Raw genomic sequence first — 13,848 nt, 5'->3', positions numbered from 1 at the left:
TTGCCGGGAGCCTGGCTTCCGGCAATACAGAAAAACCCGGCCTTGGCCGGGTTTTTTGTGTGCCTGCGCCTGCACTCAGCCTGCATTGCGTGCATCGAGCTCGTCTTCGCGCTGGCGGTCGAAGAACGCCATCACGTCCTTCATGATCGGGAACGTGCCGTCACGCCCGAGAGCGGACACCAGGTACCACGGCGCCGTCCAGCCCAACTCGGCCACGATGCTCTCTGCGGCGGCACGCGCCTCGTCTTCGAACATCAGGTCGGCCTTGTTGAGCACCAGCCAGCGCGGCTTCTTGAGCAACTCGGGATCGTGTCGTTCCAGTTCGCGTTCGATGGTGCGCACCTGATCGGCCGGCGATACGCCGTCCACACCACCCTCGCCATACACGCCCAGCGCAGGCGAAATATCCACCAGATGCAGCAGCAGGCGGGTGCGCTGCAGATGGCGCAGGAACTGCGTGCCCAGACCGGCACCGTCGGCAGCACCTTCGATCAGGCCCGGAACGTCGGCAATGACGAAACTGCGGTACGCCTCGACACTGACCACGCCCAGATTCGGGTACAGGGTCGTGAACGGGTAGTCGGCCACCTTCGGTGTGGCCGAGGACACTGCGCGGATCAGGGTGCTCTTGCCGGCATTGGGGAAACCCAGCAGGCCAACGTCGGCCAGCAGCTTCAGTTCCAGCTTGAGCAAACGCTCCTCGCCCTCCTCACCGGTGGTGGCCTGGCGTGGCGCACGGTTGACCGAACTCTTGAAATGCATGTTGCCCAGGCCGCCCTTGCCGCCCTTGGCGACCAGCAAGCGGTCGCCGTGCCGGGTCAGATCGCCGATCACTTCGTCGGTCTGCACATTGATCACCACGGTACCGACCGGCACCACGATGATGCGGTCTTCGCCGCCCTTGCCGTAGGCCTGACGGCCCATGCCGTTCTCGCCGCGCTGCGCCTTAAAGGTGCGCTCATGGCGGAAATCGACCAGCGTGTTGACGTTCTCGTCGGCCACGATCCAGACGCTACCGCCCGCACCGCCATCGCCGCCATCGGGCCCACCCAGCGGAATGAACTTCTCGCGGCGAAAGCCGACACAGCCGTTGCCGCCATTACCGGCGGTGACCAGGATTTCTGCTTCGTCGACTAACTTCATGGGATGACAACCGGGAATGGAGAATGGGGAATCGGGAATCGGCACAGCGAGTGGCCGCCTCCTGCCAGCAAGAATGCTTGCCAGCACAGCCGTGGAATCCGGTCGGGGTGCAGAATCGCTGTTCCGATTCCCGATTCCCTACTCCCGATTCCCAGCCGTCAAACGAAAAACCCCGCAAAAGCGGGGCTTTCCGTCTTGCCCATAAGGCATTACCGCCTCATGGACTGGCCTGCATGGAGCGGGCGATTACGCCTCGGCAACCACGCTGACGGTACGACGCTTCTTCGGACCCTTGGTGGAAAACTCCACCTTGCCGTCGACCAGCGCAAACAGCGTGTGGTCACGACCCAGGCCGACGCCGGCGCCCGGATGGAACTGGGTGCCGCGCTGACGCACGATGATGTTGCCGGCGTCGATGGCCTGGCCACCGAAGATCTTCACGCCGAGGTACTTCGGATTCGAATCGCGACCGTTGCGCGAGGAACCTACGCCCTTTTTATGTGCCATGACTGGTTCTCCTTACTTCTTGTCGCCACCGGCAATGCCGGTGATCTCGATTTCGGTGTAGTGCTGACGGTGTCCCTGACGCTTCATGTGGTGCTTGCGGCGGCGGAACTTGATGATGCGCACCTTGTCGGCGCGGCCGTGGGCCACGACCTTGGCGGTGACCGAGGCGCCCTTCAGCGCATCGCCCAGCTTGATGCCATCGCTATCGCCCAGCATCAGGATGGTGTCGAACTTGATCTCGTTGCCAGCTTCGACTTCGAGCTTTTCCACGCGGAGCGTTTCGCCCTGCGCGACGCGGTATTGCTTACCGCCGGTTACCAGAACTGCGTACATGACCAGGTGTTCCTCTGTAGTTATTATGGTCGCCTGCCTTGCCCATGGGGCAGACAGGAGCGGAATTGTACTGGCTTAGCCGGTTTCGGGTCAAGTCGCAAGCAGCCTGGCCGCGACTGGCCCGCACTGGGCTGGTAGAACGCATCATCCGGCCGCCACAACGGCCCCGGCAGACTGGCATTTGGGGCAATTGCCCTCACCTAGGTCGGCGGGTAGGCTGATCGACTGCCACTCATTCCTGCTGAGCACGCTCGCACCACTGCCGGTTCGCCGGCCCGACATCGGATCCCCCATGGCGATGGATTTCATCCGCATCCGCGGCGCGCGGACGCACAACCTCAAGAACATCGACCTCGACCTGCCCCGCGACAAGTTGATCGTGATTACCGGCCTGTCCGGCTCGGGCAAGTCGTCGCTGGCGTTCGACACCATTTACGCAGAAGGCCAGCGCCGCTACGTCGAGTCGCTGTCGGCGTATGCGCGCCAGTTCCTCAGCGTGATGGAAAAGCCGGACCTGGACCACATCGAAGGCTTGTCGCCGGCGATTTCGATCGAACAGAAATCCACCTCGCACAACCCGCGCTCCACCGTCGGCACGATCACCGAGATCTACGACTACCTGCGCCTGCTGTACGCGCGCGTGGGCCAGCCGCGTTGCCCGGACCACGGCTTCCCGCTGGAAGCGCAGACCGTCAGCCAGATGGTCGACCACATGCTCACCCAGGATCAGGAGCAGCGCTACATGTTGCTGGCCCCGGTGATCCGCGACCGCAAGGGCGAGCATGCGCAGGTGTTCGAGCAACTGCGTGCGCAGGGCTTCGTGCGCGTGCGCGTGGACGGCGAGCTCTATGAAATCGATGCGGTGCCGCCGTTGGCGTTGCGCCAGAAGCACACCATCGAGGCAGTGATCGACCGCTTCCGTCCGCGCGAGGACATCAAGCAGCGTCTTGCGGAAAGTTTCGAGACCGCGCTCAAGCTCGGCGAAGGCATGGTGGCGGTGCAGTCGCTGGACGACCCGGCGGCCGCGCCGCACCTGTTCTCGTCCAAGTACAGCTGCCCGGTGTGCGACTACTCGCTGCCGGAGCTGGAACCGCGTCTGTTTTCGTTCAACGCACCGGTGGGCGCCTGCCCCAGCTGCGATGGCTTGGGCGTGGCCGAATTCTTCGACCCCGATCGTGTGGTGGTGCATCCGGAGCTGTCGCTGTCGGCCGGCGCGGTGCGCGGCTGGGACCGGCGCAATGCCTATTATTTCCAGCTGATTGCCTCGCTGGCCAAGCACTACAAGTTCGACGTGGATGCGGTGTGGAATACGCTGCCGGCCAAGGTGCGCCAGGCGGTGCTGTTCGGCAGCGGCGATGAGGTGATCAGCTTCACCTACTTCACCGATGCGGGCGGGCGCACCACGCGCAAGCACCGCTTCGAGGGCATCCTGCCGAACCTGGAGCGCCGTTACCGCGAAACCGAATCGCCAGCGGTGCGCGAAGAACTGACCAAGTACGTCAGCCAGCAGCCCTGCCCCGCCTGCAACGGCACGCGCTTGAATCGCGCTGCGCGCAACGTGTTCGTGGCCGATCGCCCGCTGCCCGAGCTGGTGGTGCTGCCGGTCAATGAGGCGTTGAATTTCTTCCGCGGCCTGTCGTTGCCGGGCTGGCGTGGCGAGATCGCGGCCAAGATCGTCAAGGAGATTGCCGAGCGGCTGGGCTTCCTGGTCGACGTGGGTCTGGATTACCTCACCCTGGAGCGCAAGGCCGACACCTTGTCCGGTGGCGAGGCGCAGCGCATCCGCCTGGCCAGCCAGATCGGCGCCGGCCTGGTCGGGGTGATGTACGTGCTGGACGAGCCCTCGATCGGCCTGCACCAGCGCGACAACGAGCGCCTGCTCGGCACGCTGACGCGGCTGCGCGACCTGGGCAACACGGTGATCGTGGTCGAGCATGACGAAGATGCGATCCGCCTGGCCGACCACGTGCTGGACATCGGCCCCGGCGCCGGCGTGCATGGCGGCGAAATCTGCGCGCAAGGCACGCTGGACGACATCCTGAAATCGCCACGCTCGTTGACCGGCCAATACCTGTCGGGCAAGCGCCGCATCGAGATTCCCAAGCAGCGCCACAAGCCCAACCCGAAGATGATGCTGCATCTGCGCGGCGCCACCGGGAATAACCTGAAGAATGTCGACCTGGATATTCCCGCCGGCCTGCTGACCTGCATCACCGGCGTGTCCGGCTCGGGCAAGTCGACGCTGATCAACGATACCTTGTTCACCCTGGCGGCCAACGAGATCAATGGCGCCTCGCACACGGTGGCGCCGCATCGCGAAGTCGAAAACCTGGACCTGTTCGACAAGGTGGTGGATATCGACCAGTCGCCGATCGGGCGCACGCCGCGTTCCAATCCGGCGACCTACACCGGCATGTTCACGCCGTTGCGCGAGCTGTTCGCGCAGGTACCGGAGGCGCGTGCACGCGGTTATTCGCCGGGGCGTTTCAGTTTCAATGTGCGTGGCGGACGCTGCGAGGCCTGCCAGGGCGACGGCATGATCAAGGTGGAAATGCACTTCCTACCCGATGTCTACGTGCCCTGCGATGTCTGCCACGGCAAGCGCTACAACCGCGAAACGCTGGAGATCCGCTACAAGGGCTTCAACATCAGCGACGTGTTGCAGATGACCGTGGAAGATGCGCTGCGCCTGTTCGAACCGGTGCCGTCGATCGCGCGCAAGCTGGAAACGCTGGTCGATGTGGGTCTGAGCTACATCAAGCTGGGCCAAAGCGCGACCACGCTCTCCGGCGGTGAAGCGCAGCGCGTCAAGCTATCCAAGGAACTGTCGCGTCGCGATACCGGGCGCACCTTGTACATCCTGGACGAGCCGACCACCGGCCTGCACTTCCACGATATCGAAGCGTTGCTCGGCGTGCTGCACAAGCTGCGCGACGAAGGCAACACGGTGGTGGTGATCGAACACAATCTGGACGTGATCAAGACCGCCGACTGGATCGTGGACCTGGGCCCGGAAGGTGGACATCGCGGCGGCACCATCCTGATTTCCGGTACGCCGGAAGACGTGGCCGCGCATAAGCCGTCCTATACCGGGCAGTTCCTGGCCAAGATGCTGCCATCGGTGAAGGCGCGCGAGACGCGTCCGGCGGCGATGGCCAACAAGCCCGATGCGCGCCCGCCGCGCAAGGTCAAACCGGAGAAGGTGGCCAAGGCCGCCAAATCCGCTACCAAGAAGACTGCGAAGAAGAAGGCAAGCTGATGAGCGAACACAAGGTACTGGCACGCATTCCGATCAGCGTGCGCTGGCGCGACATGGACAGCATGGGCCATGTCAACAACGCCAAGTACATTTCCTATCTGGAAGAAGCGCGGGTGCGCTGGATGCTGGGCGTGCAAGGCGTGGCGATGACCGACCGCATCGCGCCGGTGGTGGCCGCCACCAATGTCAACTACAAGCAGCCGTTGATCTGGCCCAACGACATCACCGTCGAGTTGTTCGTCGAACGCCTGGGCACCAGCAGCGTGACCATCGGCCACCGCATCTTCGACCAGAAGGACGACAGCAAGCTGTACTCAGATGGCAACGTGGTGGTGGTGTGGATCGATACGCAGACCGGCAAGAGCGCCGCGCTGCCGGATGCGGTGCGCGCGGCCAGCAGCTGAATTCCCACCGCCTCATTCGCTGAGGCTGCAGCGCGAAAGATCGGCGGCGGCTCCGTGTGGAGCCGCCGCTTTCATTTCAATGCCGGCGCAGGCGCGCAACAGCCATCAAACACTCAAGACCCGGGCGCGCGCTTGCGTGCTTCCAAGGTGGCCTTGATTTGGCGGCCGTCCTGCAGGGTGAAGCTCACCGGCACCTGCGCGCCCTCCTGCAGCGGCGCAGTGGCGTCCATCAACATCAGGTGCAGGCCGCCCGGCGCCAACGGCACCGATTTGCCGGCCGGCAATGCCAGTTCGGGCACCGCGCGCATGCGGCTGACGCCATTGACCTGGGTGGTTTCGTGCAAGGAGACATCGGCAAACACGCTGCTGTTGGCAGCGGTGATCTTCAGCGGCTGCGCACAGCCGTTATGAAATTGCCCGAACCCGGCCGCCATGCCCATGCCACCGGGCGGCGGGATGCGGATCCAGCCATTCTTGAATTCGGGCAGGCATTGCGCCGACACGCCCGCACTTGCCACCAGCGCCAACGCCGCGAGCACCACGCCGGCACACCTAACCCGCCTGCTTCGACTGCCGTCTATCATGACCTGACCTCCAGGAGCCCCGAATGAGCATCCAGATCTTAGACCATGGCCGTCTTCGCGAAATCCGTCTGGCGCGTCCGCCGGTCAATGCGCTGGACAGCGCGTTGTGCCAGGCGTTGAGCGTCGCGGTCCAGCAGGCGGGCGAGGAAGTCGATGGCATCGTGCTGTCGGGCAGCGAGCGGATTTTTTCCGGCGGCATGGATGTGCCGCATCTGCTGGCGCACGGTACCGACCGCGCCGCGCTACTGGCCAGTTGGACCGCGTTCTTCGATGCGGCGCAGGCGCTGGCCAACAGCCGCGTGCCGGTGGTGGCGGCCATCGGCGGGCATGCGCCGGCCGGCGGCTGCGTGCTGGCGCTGTGCTGCGACTACCGGGTGATGGCACGCAGTGCCGATACCGCAAGACCCTATACGATCGGCCTCAACGAGGTGCAGGTTGGCCTTGCTGCGCCAGAGGGGATCCAACGCCTGTTGCGCCGCGTGGTGGGCGCGCACCGCGCCGAACGCCTGCTGATCTCCGGGCAACTGCTGCCGGCCGAACAGGCGGTGGCGATCGGGCTGGTGGACGAACTGGTCGATGGCGAGCTGGTCACCGCGCGTGCGGTGGCGTGGCTGCAGGAGCTGCAGCAGCTCCCCCGCCAACCGATGTTGACCACACGCGCGATTGCGCGTGCCGACCTGCGCGCGGCATTGGCGCCGGAGTTGATCCAGCTGGAGCGTTTCATCGATGGCTGGTACGCGCCGGATGCGCAGGCCGCGCTGCATGGCCTGGTGGCGCGCCTGCAAAAGGCCTGAGCCCTGCCTCGCGGCGCCCATTGGGCGGGCCGGTATACTCGCGTTCCGTCGCATGCCCAGGCCAGCCCCTTGTCCGCCACCGCCGAACCCGTCGTCTCCGAACTGATCAGCCTGCTGTCGCTGGAGCGTCTGGAAGACAACCTGTTCCGTGGCCAGAGCCGCGACATCGGCACCAAATACGTGTTCGGCGGGCAGGTGCTGGGCCAGGCGTTATCGGCAGCGCAGGCCACGGTCGAAAACGGCCGCCAGGCGCATTCGCTGCATGCGTATTTCCTGCGTGCCGGCAATATCGACCACCCCATCGTCTACGACGTCGACCGCACCCGCGATGGCGGCAGTTTCTCGGTGCGCCGGGTTACCGCGATCCAGCATGGCAAGGTGATCTTTTTCTGCGCGGCTTCGTTCCAGGAGCGCGAAGATGGCGCCGAGCATCAGTCGGCGATGCCGGTGGTGCCGCCACCGGAAGACATCGAACCGGCCTCACCGCTGGCACCGGAAGTGTTGGCCAAGCTACCGGCCAAGGTGCAGCGTTGGCTGTCGCGCGGCGGCCCGTTCGAATTTCGCCATGTCTTTCCGCGCGACGAACTCAAGCCGCCCAAGCGTCCGCCGTTCCAGCAGATGTGGCTGCGCCTGAACGATCCCATCGGCGACGATGTGGGCCTGCATCAAGCGCTGCTTGCGTACGCGTCGGATTTTCAGTTGCTCGGTACCTCGACATTTCCGCACGGCATCAGCTATTACACGCCGAAAGTGCAGATGGCCTCGCTCGATCATGCCCTGTGGTTCCATCGCCCATTCCGTACCGACGACTGGCTGCTGTACTCGCTCGACAGCCCCACCGCGCAAGGGTCACGCGGCCTGGCCCGCGGGCAGTTTTTCACCCGCGACGGCGTGCTGGTGGCAAGCACCACACAGGAAGGCCTGATCCGGGTGGTGCCTGACGGCAGCGCGATTGCCGTGCCGGCCAAGGAGTAGACCTCACGCCGCGACGGTAAGGCACGCTGCTTGATGCCAGCACGCACCCTTGGCCGGGTCGAAGGCAGCCGAGCAACGCGCCCCGCGCACTGCAGACGCCGCAAGCTGGCATGCTTGCCTGCCATGGGCATGCGCATGCGATCACCTGACCACACCACCCGCACCTTGATGTTTCATCTTGAACTGGCGCCTCAACGGTGCCATCTGTTCCGGACCCAACGGCGTTTTCCACCATGCGCAAGATCTTCAGCAGTCAACGTATCGAAACCGCCGAAGGCGTGGCCAATCTGTTGCGCGATGCGGGAATCGAGATCCGCATCAGCAACGGTCGCTCTTATCAGAGCAAGCGCGGCGGCCAGTTCAGCTACCTGGAGCAGAGCAACGCCCAGGCGCAGCCCACCGTCTGGATCGTGCATGCCAACGACCAACCGCGCGCACGCGAGCTGTTGCGCGACGCCCGCCTGCTGGACACCACCCGTCGCGACCTGCCGAATGTGGAATACACCTTCCGCGAAGGCGAAAACGGCTCCAGCTCCAGTGCGCGCAGCTGGGCCTGGCGTATCCGCCTGGTGTTGCTGCTGGTGATCGGCGCCGTGGCGATGGTGGTGGTGATGCGCCATCGCAGCGCGCCGACGCAACTGGCACCAGCAGCCCAGCCGGCATCGCAACGGACGCCGACGCCAGATGGCGCACCACCGGCAGCAGAAGACGACGAAGTGCGCGTACGGATCCAGCCGACCCGCTGAACGCAGCTGGCCAGCGCGGCCATCCGCTGGTACGACAAGCATGCTCGTCGGCGCGGTCACATCCGTTGCCGGCCTGCGTCATGCTGGCACCAGGACATGGATTGCGCCGATGAACGCCGACACGCTGAATCTGATGTTGCAACGCGACCTGCCCAGCGCCGCGGCTGGCTGCCAGCAGGCTTACGGACGCATCGTGCTTGCCTGCCAGAACACGGTGACTGCGATCGCGCTGGCGATCACCCGCGACCTCGCGGCCAGCGAAGACATTGCCCAGGAGGCCTTCCTGCGTGCCTGGCAGCGGCTGGGGCAACTGCATCAGCCGGCCAGCTTCCTGCCCTGGCTTCGTCAGATCAGCCGCAACCTGGCGCGCGACTGGCTGCGCGCCAACCGCCATCGTGCGCTCGGTGGTGGGGCGGCGGAGCTTGCCATCGCGATGGCAGCCGACCCGGCGCCCTCGCCCGCCGACCAGTTGCTGCAGGTGGAAGAAGAGATCGCGGCGCTCGACATCATTTCTGCACTGCCGGAAGAAAGTCGCGAAACGCTGCTGTTGTATTACCGCGAAGGCCAGCGCTCGCAACAGGTTGCCTCGCTGCTTGGACTCAGCGATGCAGCGGTGCGCAAGCGCCTGTCGCGCGCACGTGCCAGCGTACGCAGCGAGCTGCTGCGCCGGTTCGGCGAATTCGCGCGCGGCAGCGCCCCCGGCGTGGCGTTCGCCAGCGCAGTAAGCTCGGCCAGCCTGTTGGGCGCGCCGGGCAAGGCTAGCGCGGCCGTTGTGCTGACGGGCATCGGAGGCGCGGGCAAACTAGGCGCGAGCGGGTTGAGCGGCTCGGCGCTTGGTGGGAGCGGCGCCGCGGGCGCACTCAGCCTCTGGCTCGGCATGCCGGCCCTGTTCGCTGCGTGCGCAGTGCTGGTTGCCGGGATCGGCACCTACTGGTCGTACTGGTACCTGCTGTGCTTCGCACAGAGCGCCAGCGAGGCAGCGGCGATCCGTCGGTTCGTGCACGTCACCACGCTGACCTCGGTGCTGGCGTGCGGCAGCACGCTGGTGCTGAAACACCTGCAGGCGGGCGCATGGGCATCGGTTCTGGCGCTGTGCGCAGGCATGGCGGTGCTCAACTATCAATCCCTGCGCGTCCTGCCACGTGTCATGCGCCCCATGCTCAAGCGCGATGCGCGCAGACGCGGCGTCACCCGGGCACCGCTGTTATACCGCTGCATGTTCAGTCCAGGCGCGATGCTGGTGAGCACTGCGGCTGTCATTGTGCCCGTCGTGCGGCACTACATGCAGTTGGGAATGCTCTGAGCCGACCGGATATCACCGCAGGAGACGATGACACGCCGGTGCGGGCCAAGTGAGCGCAGACGGAGCAACCCTGCGTATGGCAGCCTGGTGGCATGGGCGATGAGAACCGGTTCAGTGCGATGCGCGTGCGGCGGTGAGCCCGTAGCAAGCAACGTCGCATGATCCGAAGTGATGGGTTCGTATCCGACTGTCGCCGTCATCGGGCAGCGCCCGCGCTGCTATAAGCAGGCAGGATTCAACCAGACCACGGAGTCATGAAGTGAAGGCAAGCCTGTTCACCAGTCTGCTGATGATGGTCAGCATGAGCGCGCATGCGGACGGACTCACCAAGTCCCCCGATGGCAAGACGCTATCGGTGAGTTTCGGAGCACCCACCTTCAAGCAGGTGCTTCACTACCGCAAGCTCTACGACAAGAAGCCCTTCCCCGATGCGGAAATCTATTATTTCAGCAACGGCATGTACAAGATCATTTCCCAGGGCGAAAACCATTACGGCGTTTATGTCCTGCAGGGAACATTCGACGACCAGAGCTACACCATCCGGTTCATTTCCCTGCCCTCGGAAGACTGGGGCAACAAGACCGCGTTCCATCAGCTGACCTTCGTGCGCGGCGACAAGCAGAATGTCTTTATCCAGAACGCCATCGTCGACACCGGCGAAGCGATCGCGCAGCAGAACGGCACCTACACGCTGGAGAAGAACACCGTCTCCAATCCGGTTCCCACGTCCTGGAAGCACGACTGAGCGTTGTAGCCGCGCTCAGCGTCTGCCCCAAACGCAAGCGCCCTCCCGCCAGGCGGAAGGGCGCGGTCGATCGGCGCCTTGTTACGTACTGCAAATCGCGGGGTGAACTCACCGCTCACCCAAGCGGCACTCGCCGATACGCAGCGAGCGCCGCACTCGGCGATGCCTCAGCGGTTGGCCGCAGGTGCGCTCGCCGGTGCCGGCTTGCCATCGTCGCCGTGCCTGCCTATCCCACCCGGTCCGTGCCCGCCACGCCACTTGGACGCGGCATCGAACTCGGCCTTGCTCAACTTGCCGTCCTTGTCGGTGTCGGCCTTGGCGAACCACGCATCGCGATGCTGCTGCATGCGCAACTCACGGTCGGCACGGTCGACGAAGCCGTCCTTGTTGAGATCCATCTGGTCGAAGCGCGCAGCGAACTTGGGGTCGGCCTTGGCTTCTTCGCGGCTGATACGGCCGTCCTTGTTGGTATCGAGCTTGGCCATCCATTCGCCACGTCCGCCGCGCCCCGGGCCACGATGGTGCGGGCGCTCGTCGCGCGACAGCTTGCCGTCCTTGTTGGTGTCCAACGTATCGAACTGCGCGGCCAGCGTCGGATCGGCAGCCGCTTCGCTGCGGTCGATCACGCCATCGCCGTTCTTGTCGAGCTTGGCAGGCCGCGGCGCATCGCCGGGAGCCGGCACAGTGGCGGCGAATGCGGTGCCAGCGGACAGCGCGGCCAGCACGGCCAGGGCGAGAAAGGGTTTGCGTGACGTCATGAGACACTCCTGAAAGATAGGAACCACACGCGGCACCTGCATGGGCCGCATCGCGTGAGTGGTGCGTGCGGATCATCCGTGCGCTGCCACCAACACCCCCATCAACGCGCCATCGATGCGCGCGTTGACGCCCAGGCCGGACGTATTCATCCGGCGGACAGTCGCCGCTGATGCGACGCTCAGGCGCTATCCTTCGGCCATGGCCATCCATGCCGACACCCACGACGACCTGCGCCTGTTCCAGACCGGCGAGCATGCCTGTGGCTATTGGTCCGACCGGCAGGCGCGCGATCTGGTGCTGGATCCGCACGATCCGCGCCTGGGGGCGATCTATCCGCAAGCGCTGGCATGGGGCTTCCGTCGCTCCGGCGATCTGGTCTACCGGCCGCACTGCGAACGGTGCCGTGCCTGTGTGCCGGTACGCATCGCGGTGGATGCGTTCCACCCTGACCGCAGCCAACGCCGTTGCCTGGCGCGCAACCAGGATCTGATGGTCCGCGTGGTGGCCGCCGAGCGCACCGACGAACAACTGGCGCTCTATCGCCACTACCTCAAGCACCGGCATCCCGGCGGCGGCATGGATGAACATGGCGCCACCGAGTTTGACCAGTTCCTGATCGGCGGCTGGTCGCACGGGCGCTTTCTGGAGATCCGCGAACCGGCCATCGCCCACCTGCCCGGCCGGCTGCTGGCAGTTGCAGTGACCGATGTCACCGAGCATGCGTTGTCGGCGGTCTACACGTTCTACGCGCCGGAGGCGGCAGCACGCAGCCTGGGCACGTTCGCGATCCTGCAGCAGATCCAGTGGGCGCAACGCGAGCGACGCGCGCACCTGTATCTGGGGTACTGGATCGATGGCCACGCGAAGATGAACTACAAGCGCCGCTTCAGTGCACTGGAAGCCTACGATGGTCGCCACTGGCGCGGCTTGCCCGCTCACGCATCGGTCGACTGAACCGCCGGATTGCGACATCGGCGTGTCGCATCCCGCATGCGAGAATCTCGCAATGATCAAACCTTTCCTGCTGCTGACGCTGACCGCCTTGTGCGCGGCCTGCGCCCACCCCGCGCCCTCGCCCAAGATGCAGACCGACACCCTCGCCGCCCGGCCGGCCGCGGCACAGCTGCGCATCGCCACCTACAACACCTCGCTGTATTCGGACGAGGCCGGCGGCCTGATTCGCGAGCTGCAGGGCGATAGCGCACATGCGCGCAAGATCGCTGCGGTCCTGCAGCGCGTGCGCCCGGATCTGGTGCTGCTCAACGAATTCGACTTCGACCCGGAACATCGCGCTGCCGATCTGTTCCAGCAACGCTACCTGCAGGTCGCCCAGCCGGGCGGCGGCGAGGCGTTGCGTTATCCGTACCGCTATCTGGCACCGGTCAATACCGGCGTGCCGAGCGGCCTGGATCTGGACAACAACGGCAGCACCGGCGGCGAAGGCCGCGCGCGTGGCAACGACGCGTGGGGCTACGGGCTGCATCCTGGCCAGTACGGCATGCTGGTGTTGTCGCGCTACCCGATCGATGCGCAGGCGGTGCGAAGCTTCCAGCTGCTGAAGTGGAGCGCGCTACCCGGCGCACTGCGGCCGATCGATCCGGCCAGCAAGACGTCGTACTACAGCGATGCCATCTGGGCACAGCTGCGGCTTTCGTCCAAATCGCATTGGGATGTGCCGGTGCGCACGCCGCTGGGCGTCGTGCATGCGCTGGTGTCGCACCCCACCCCGCCGGTGTTCGACGGTGCCGAGAAACGCAACGCCGCGCGCAACCACGACGAACTGCAGCTGTGGCGCGCGTATCTGGACAACGCACCCGAAAGCCAACGCTGGCTCTGCGACGACAAGGGCGGCTGCGGTGGTCTGGATAGCGATGCGCGCTTCGTCATCCTGGGCGATCTGAACAACGACCCGGTCGATGGTGCCGGCCGGCATGCGGCGATCCGCGCCTTGATCGACCACCCGCGCGTCCTTCACTACCCCACCCCGCGCAGCGATGGCGGCCCGGAAAAAACCGCCGAATACGCCGCACTGGGCATCGCCCACAGCGGCGACCCGCACCAGGTCACCGGCGACTTCGGCCCGCAGGCCGGCACCATGCGCCTGGACTACGTGCTGCCGTCGCGCCAGTTCACCCTGATCGGCAGCGGCATTTTCTGGCCGGCCAGCAGCGCACCAGAAGCGGCGATTGCCGATGGCAGCGACCACCATGCGGTGTGGGTGGATGTGGCTAGCAACTAAGCAATCGTACCGAGGCTCCGAGATGTCACGCTCTGGGCCTGGTGTCGACGGCTGCTT

The 13,848-nt window shown here is 65.2% G+C and carries 14 protein-coding genes; 9 read left to right on the top strand and 5 right to left on the bottom strand.

Annotation, left to right across the window (positions count from 1 at the left end):
- Positions 1–75 precede the first annotated feature (75 nt).
- The 3 genes from obgE to rplU all read right to left on the bottom strand — a co-directional run bounded on the left by obgE (position 76) and on the right by rplU (position 1,983).
- The gene (obgE, locus tag ACCQ07_RS06475; protein ID WP_011346750.1) at positions 76–1,143 is read right to left on the bottom strand and encodes a GTPase ObgE; all 1,068 of its coding nucleotides are present in this window, start codon (positions 1,141–1,143) and stop codon (positions 76–78) included.
- Positions 1,144–1,389: 246 nt separating this feature from the next.
- Complete coding sequence (rpmA, locus tag ACCQ07_RS06470) at positions 1,390–1,650, bottom strand: 50S ribosomal protein L27 (protein WP_003484326.1); 261 nt, start codon at positions 1,648–1,650, stop codon at positions 1,390–1,392.
- A 12-nt stretch (positions 1,651–1,662) separates the two neighbouring features.
- Positions 1,663–1,983: a 50S ribosomal protein L21 gene (rplU, locus tag ACCQ07_RS06465; RefSeq protein ID WP_003484328.1), complete on the bottom strand. Its 321-nt coding sequence runs from the start codon at positions 1,981–1,983 to the stop codon at positions 1,663–1,665.
- A gap of 292 nt (positions 1,984–2,275) precedes the next feature.
- Here rplU and uvrA point away from each other — a divergent pair, with 292 nt between their 5' ends.
- Both uvrA and ACCQ07_RS06455 read left to right on the top strand, forming a co-directional pair.
- A complete protein-coding gene (uvrA, locus tag ACCQ07_RS06460; protein ID WP_029818918.1) occupies positions 2,276–5,242 on the top strand; it encodes an excinuclease ABC subunit UvrA in 2,967 nt (988 codons plus the stop codon).
- Complete coding sequence (locus ACCQ07_RS06455) at positions 5,242–5,646, top strand: acyl-CoA thioesterase (protein ID WP_007967522.1); 405 nt, start codon at positions 5,242–5,244, stop codon at positions 5,644–5,646. Before uvrA ends, ACCQ07_RS06455 begins: the two co-directional genes overlap by 1 nt.
- Positions 5,647–5,759: 113 nt before the next feature.
- On the opposite strand, the gene ACCQ07_RS06450 is transcribed toward ACCQ07_RS06455, so the two are convergent.
- Positions 5,760–6,188 carry a copper chaperone PCu(A)C gene (locus ACCQ07_RS06450; RefSeq protein ID WP_014089634.1) on the bottom strand — a complete coding sequence of 143 codons (429 nt, stop codon included), beginning with the start codon at positions 6,186–6,188 and terminating at the stop codon, positions 5,760–5,762.
- Positions 6,189–6,253: 65 nt separating this feature from the next.
- Here ACCQ07_RS06450 and ACCQ07_RS06445 point away from each other — a divergent pair, with 65 nt between their 5' ends.
- The 5 genes from ACCQ07_RS06445 (at position 6,254) to ACCQ07_RS06425 (ending at position 10,793) form a co-directional block, all read left to right on the top strand.
- A complete protein-coding gene (locus ACCQ07_RS06445; protein ID WP_008574729.1) occupies positions 6,254–7,024 on the top strand; it encodes an enoyl-CoA hydratase/isomerase family protein in 771 nt (256 codons plus the stop codon).
- 69 nt (positions 7,025–7,093) lie between these two features.
- On the top strand, positions 7,094–7,999 hold the full coding sequence (gene tesB, locus ACCQ07_RS06440; RefSeq protein ID WP_372363915.1) for an acyl-CoA thioesterase II: 906 nt from the start codon (positions 7,094–7,096) through the stop codon (positions 7,997–7,999).
- Between the two features lie 233 nt (positions 8,000–8,232).
- Positions 8,233–8,745: a putative signal transducing protein gene (locus ACCQ07_RS06435; RefSeq protein ID WP_014089633.1), complete on the top strand. Its 513-nt coding sequence runs from the start codon at positions 8,233–8,235 to the stop codon at positions 8,743–8,745.
- 109 nt (positions 8,746–8,854) lie between these two features.
- A complete protein-coding gene (locus tag ACCQ07_RS06430; RefSeq protein ID WP_277574925.1) occupies positions 8,855–10,048 on the top strand; it encodes an RNA polymerase sigma factor in 1,194 nt (397 codons plus the stop codon).
- 259 nt (positions 10,049–10,307) lie between these two features.
- Positions 10,308–10,793: a hypothetical protein gene (locus ACCQ07_RS06425; RefSeq protein WP_008574722.1), complete on the top strand. Its 486-nt coding sequence runs from the start codon at positions 10,308–10,310 to the stop codon at positions 10,791–10,793.
- Positions 10,794–10,960: 167 nt separating this feature from the next.
- Here the strand turns inward: ACCQ07_RS06425 and ACCQ07_RS06420 are convergent, their stop codons facing one another.
- Positions 10,961–11,551: an EF-hand domain-containing protein gene (locus tag ACCQ07_RS06420; RefSeq protein WP_277574924.1), complete on the bottom strand. Its 591-nt coding sequence runs from the start codon at positions 11,549–11,551 to the stop codon at positions 10,961–10,963.
- A 199-nt stretch (positions 11,552–11,750) separates the two neighbouring features.
- On the opposite strand from ACCQ07_RS06420, the gene ACCQ07_RS06415 reads away from it, so the two are divergent.
- A complete protein-coding gene (locus tag ACCQ07_RS06415) occupies positions 11,751–12,506 on the top strand; it encodes an arginyltransferase (protein WP_080721371.1) in 756 nt (251 codons plus the stop codon).
- Positions 12,460–13,791, top strand: a complete 1,332-nt coding sequence (locus ACCQ07_RS06410) for an endonuclease/exonuclease/phosphatase family protein (protein ID WP_372358184.1) — start codon at positions 12,460–12,462, stop codon at positions 13,789–13,791. The genes ACCQ07_RS06415 and ACCQ07_RS06410 overlap by 47 nt, the downstream gene beginning before the upstream one ends.
- Positions 13,792–13,848 lie beyond the last annotated feature (57 nt).

It is taken from the genome of Xanthomonas sp. NCPPB 3583, from assembly GCF_041475715.2.
GTDB lineage: Bacteria > Pseudomonadota > Gammaproteobacteria > Xanthomonadales > Xanthomonadaceae > Xanthomonas > Xanthomonas euvesicatoria.
Note: the sequence above shows the minus strand (reverse complement) of the source record. Positions and strands in the feature narration are given on the sequence as shown.

Coding starts and splice junctions, on each gene's coding strand:
- ACCQ07_RS06455 (WP_007967522.1), top strand. CDS start 5,242: ATGAGCGAACACAAGGTACTGGCACGCATTCCGATCAGCGTGCGCTGG.
- ACCQ07_RS06415 (WP_080721371.1), top strand. CDS start 11,751: ATGGCCATCCATGCCGACACCCACGACGACCTGCGCCTGTTCCAGACC.
- ACCQ07_RS06445 (WP_008574729.1), top strand. CDS start 6,254: ATGAGCATCCAGATCTTAGACCATGGCCGTCTTCGCGAAATCCGTCTG.
- rpmA (WP_003484326.1), bottom strand. CDS start 1,650: ATGGCACATAAAAAGGGCGTAGGTTCCTCGCGCAACGGTCGCGATTCG.
- rplU (WP_003484328.1), bottom strand. CDS start 1,983: ATGTACGCAGTTCTGGTAACCGGCGGTAAGCAATACCGCGTCGCGCAG.
- uvrA (WP_029818918.1), top strand. CDS start 2,276: ATGGCGATGGATTTCATCCGCATCCGCGGCGCGCGGACGCACAACCTC.
- ACCQ07_RS06420 (WP_277574924.1), bottom strand. CDS start 11,551: ATGACGTCACGCAAACCCTTTCTCGCCCTGGCCGTGCTGGCCGCGCTG.
- ACCQ07_RS06435 (WP_014089633.1), top strand. CDS start 8,233: ATGCGCAAGATCTTCAGCAGTCAACGTATCGAAACCGCCGAAGGCGTG.
- ACCQ07_RS06410 (WP_372358184.1), top strand. CDS start 12,460: ATGGTCGCCACTGGCGCGGCTTGCCCGCTCACGCATCGGTCGACTGAA.
- ACCQ07_RS06430 (WP_277574925.1), top strand. CDS start 8,855: ATGAACGCCGACACGCTGAATCTGATGTTGCAACGCGACCTGCCCAGC.
- obgE (WP_011346750.1), bottom strand. CDS start 1,143: ATGAAGTTAGTCGACGAAGCAGAAATCCTGGTCACCGCCGGTAATGGC.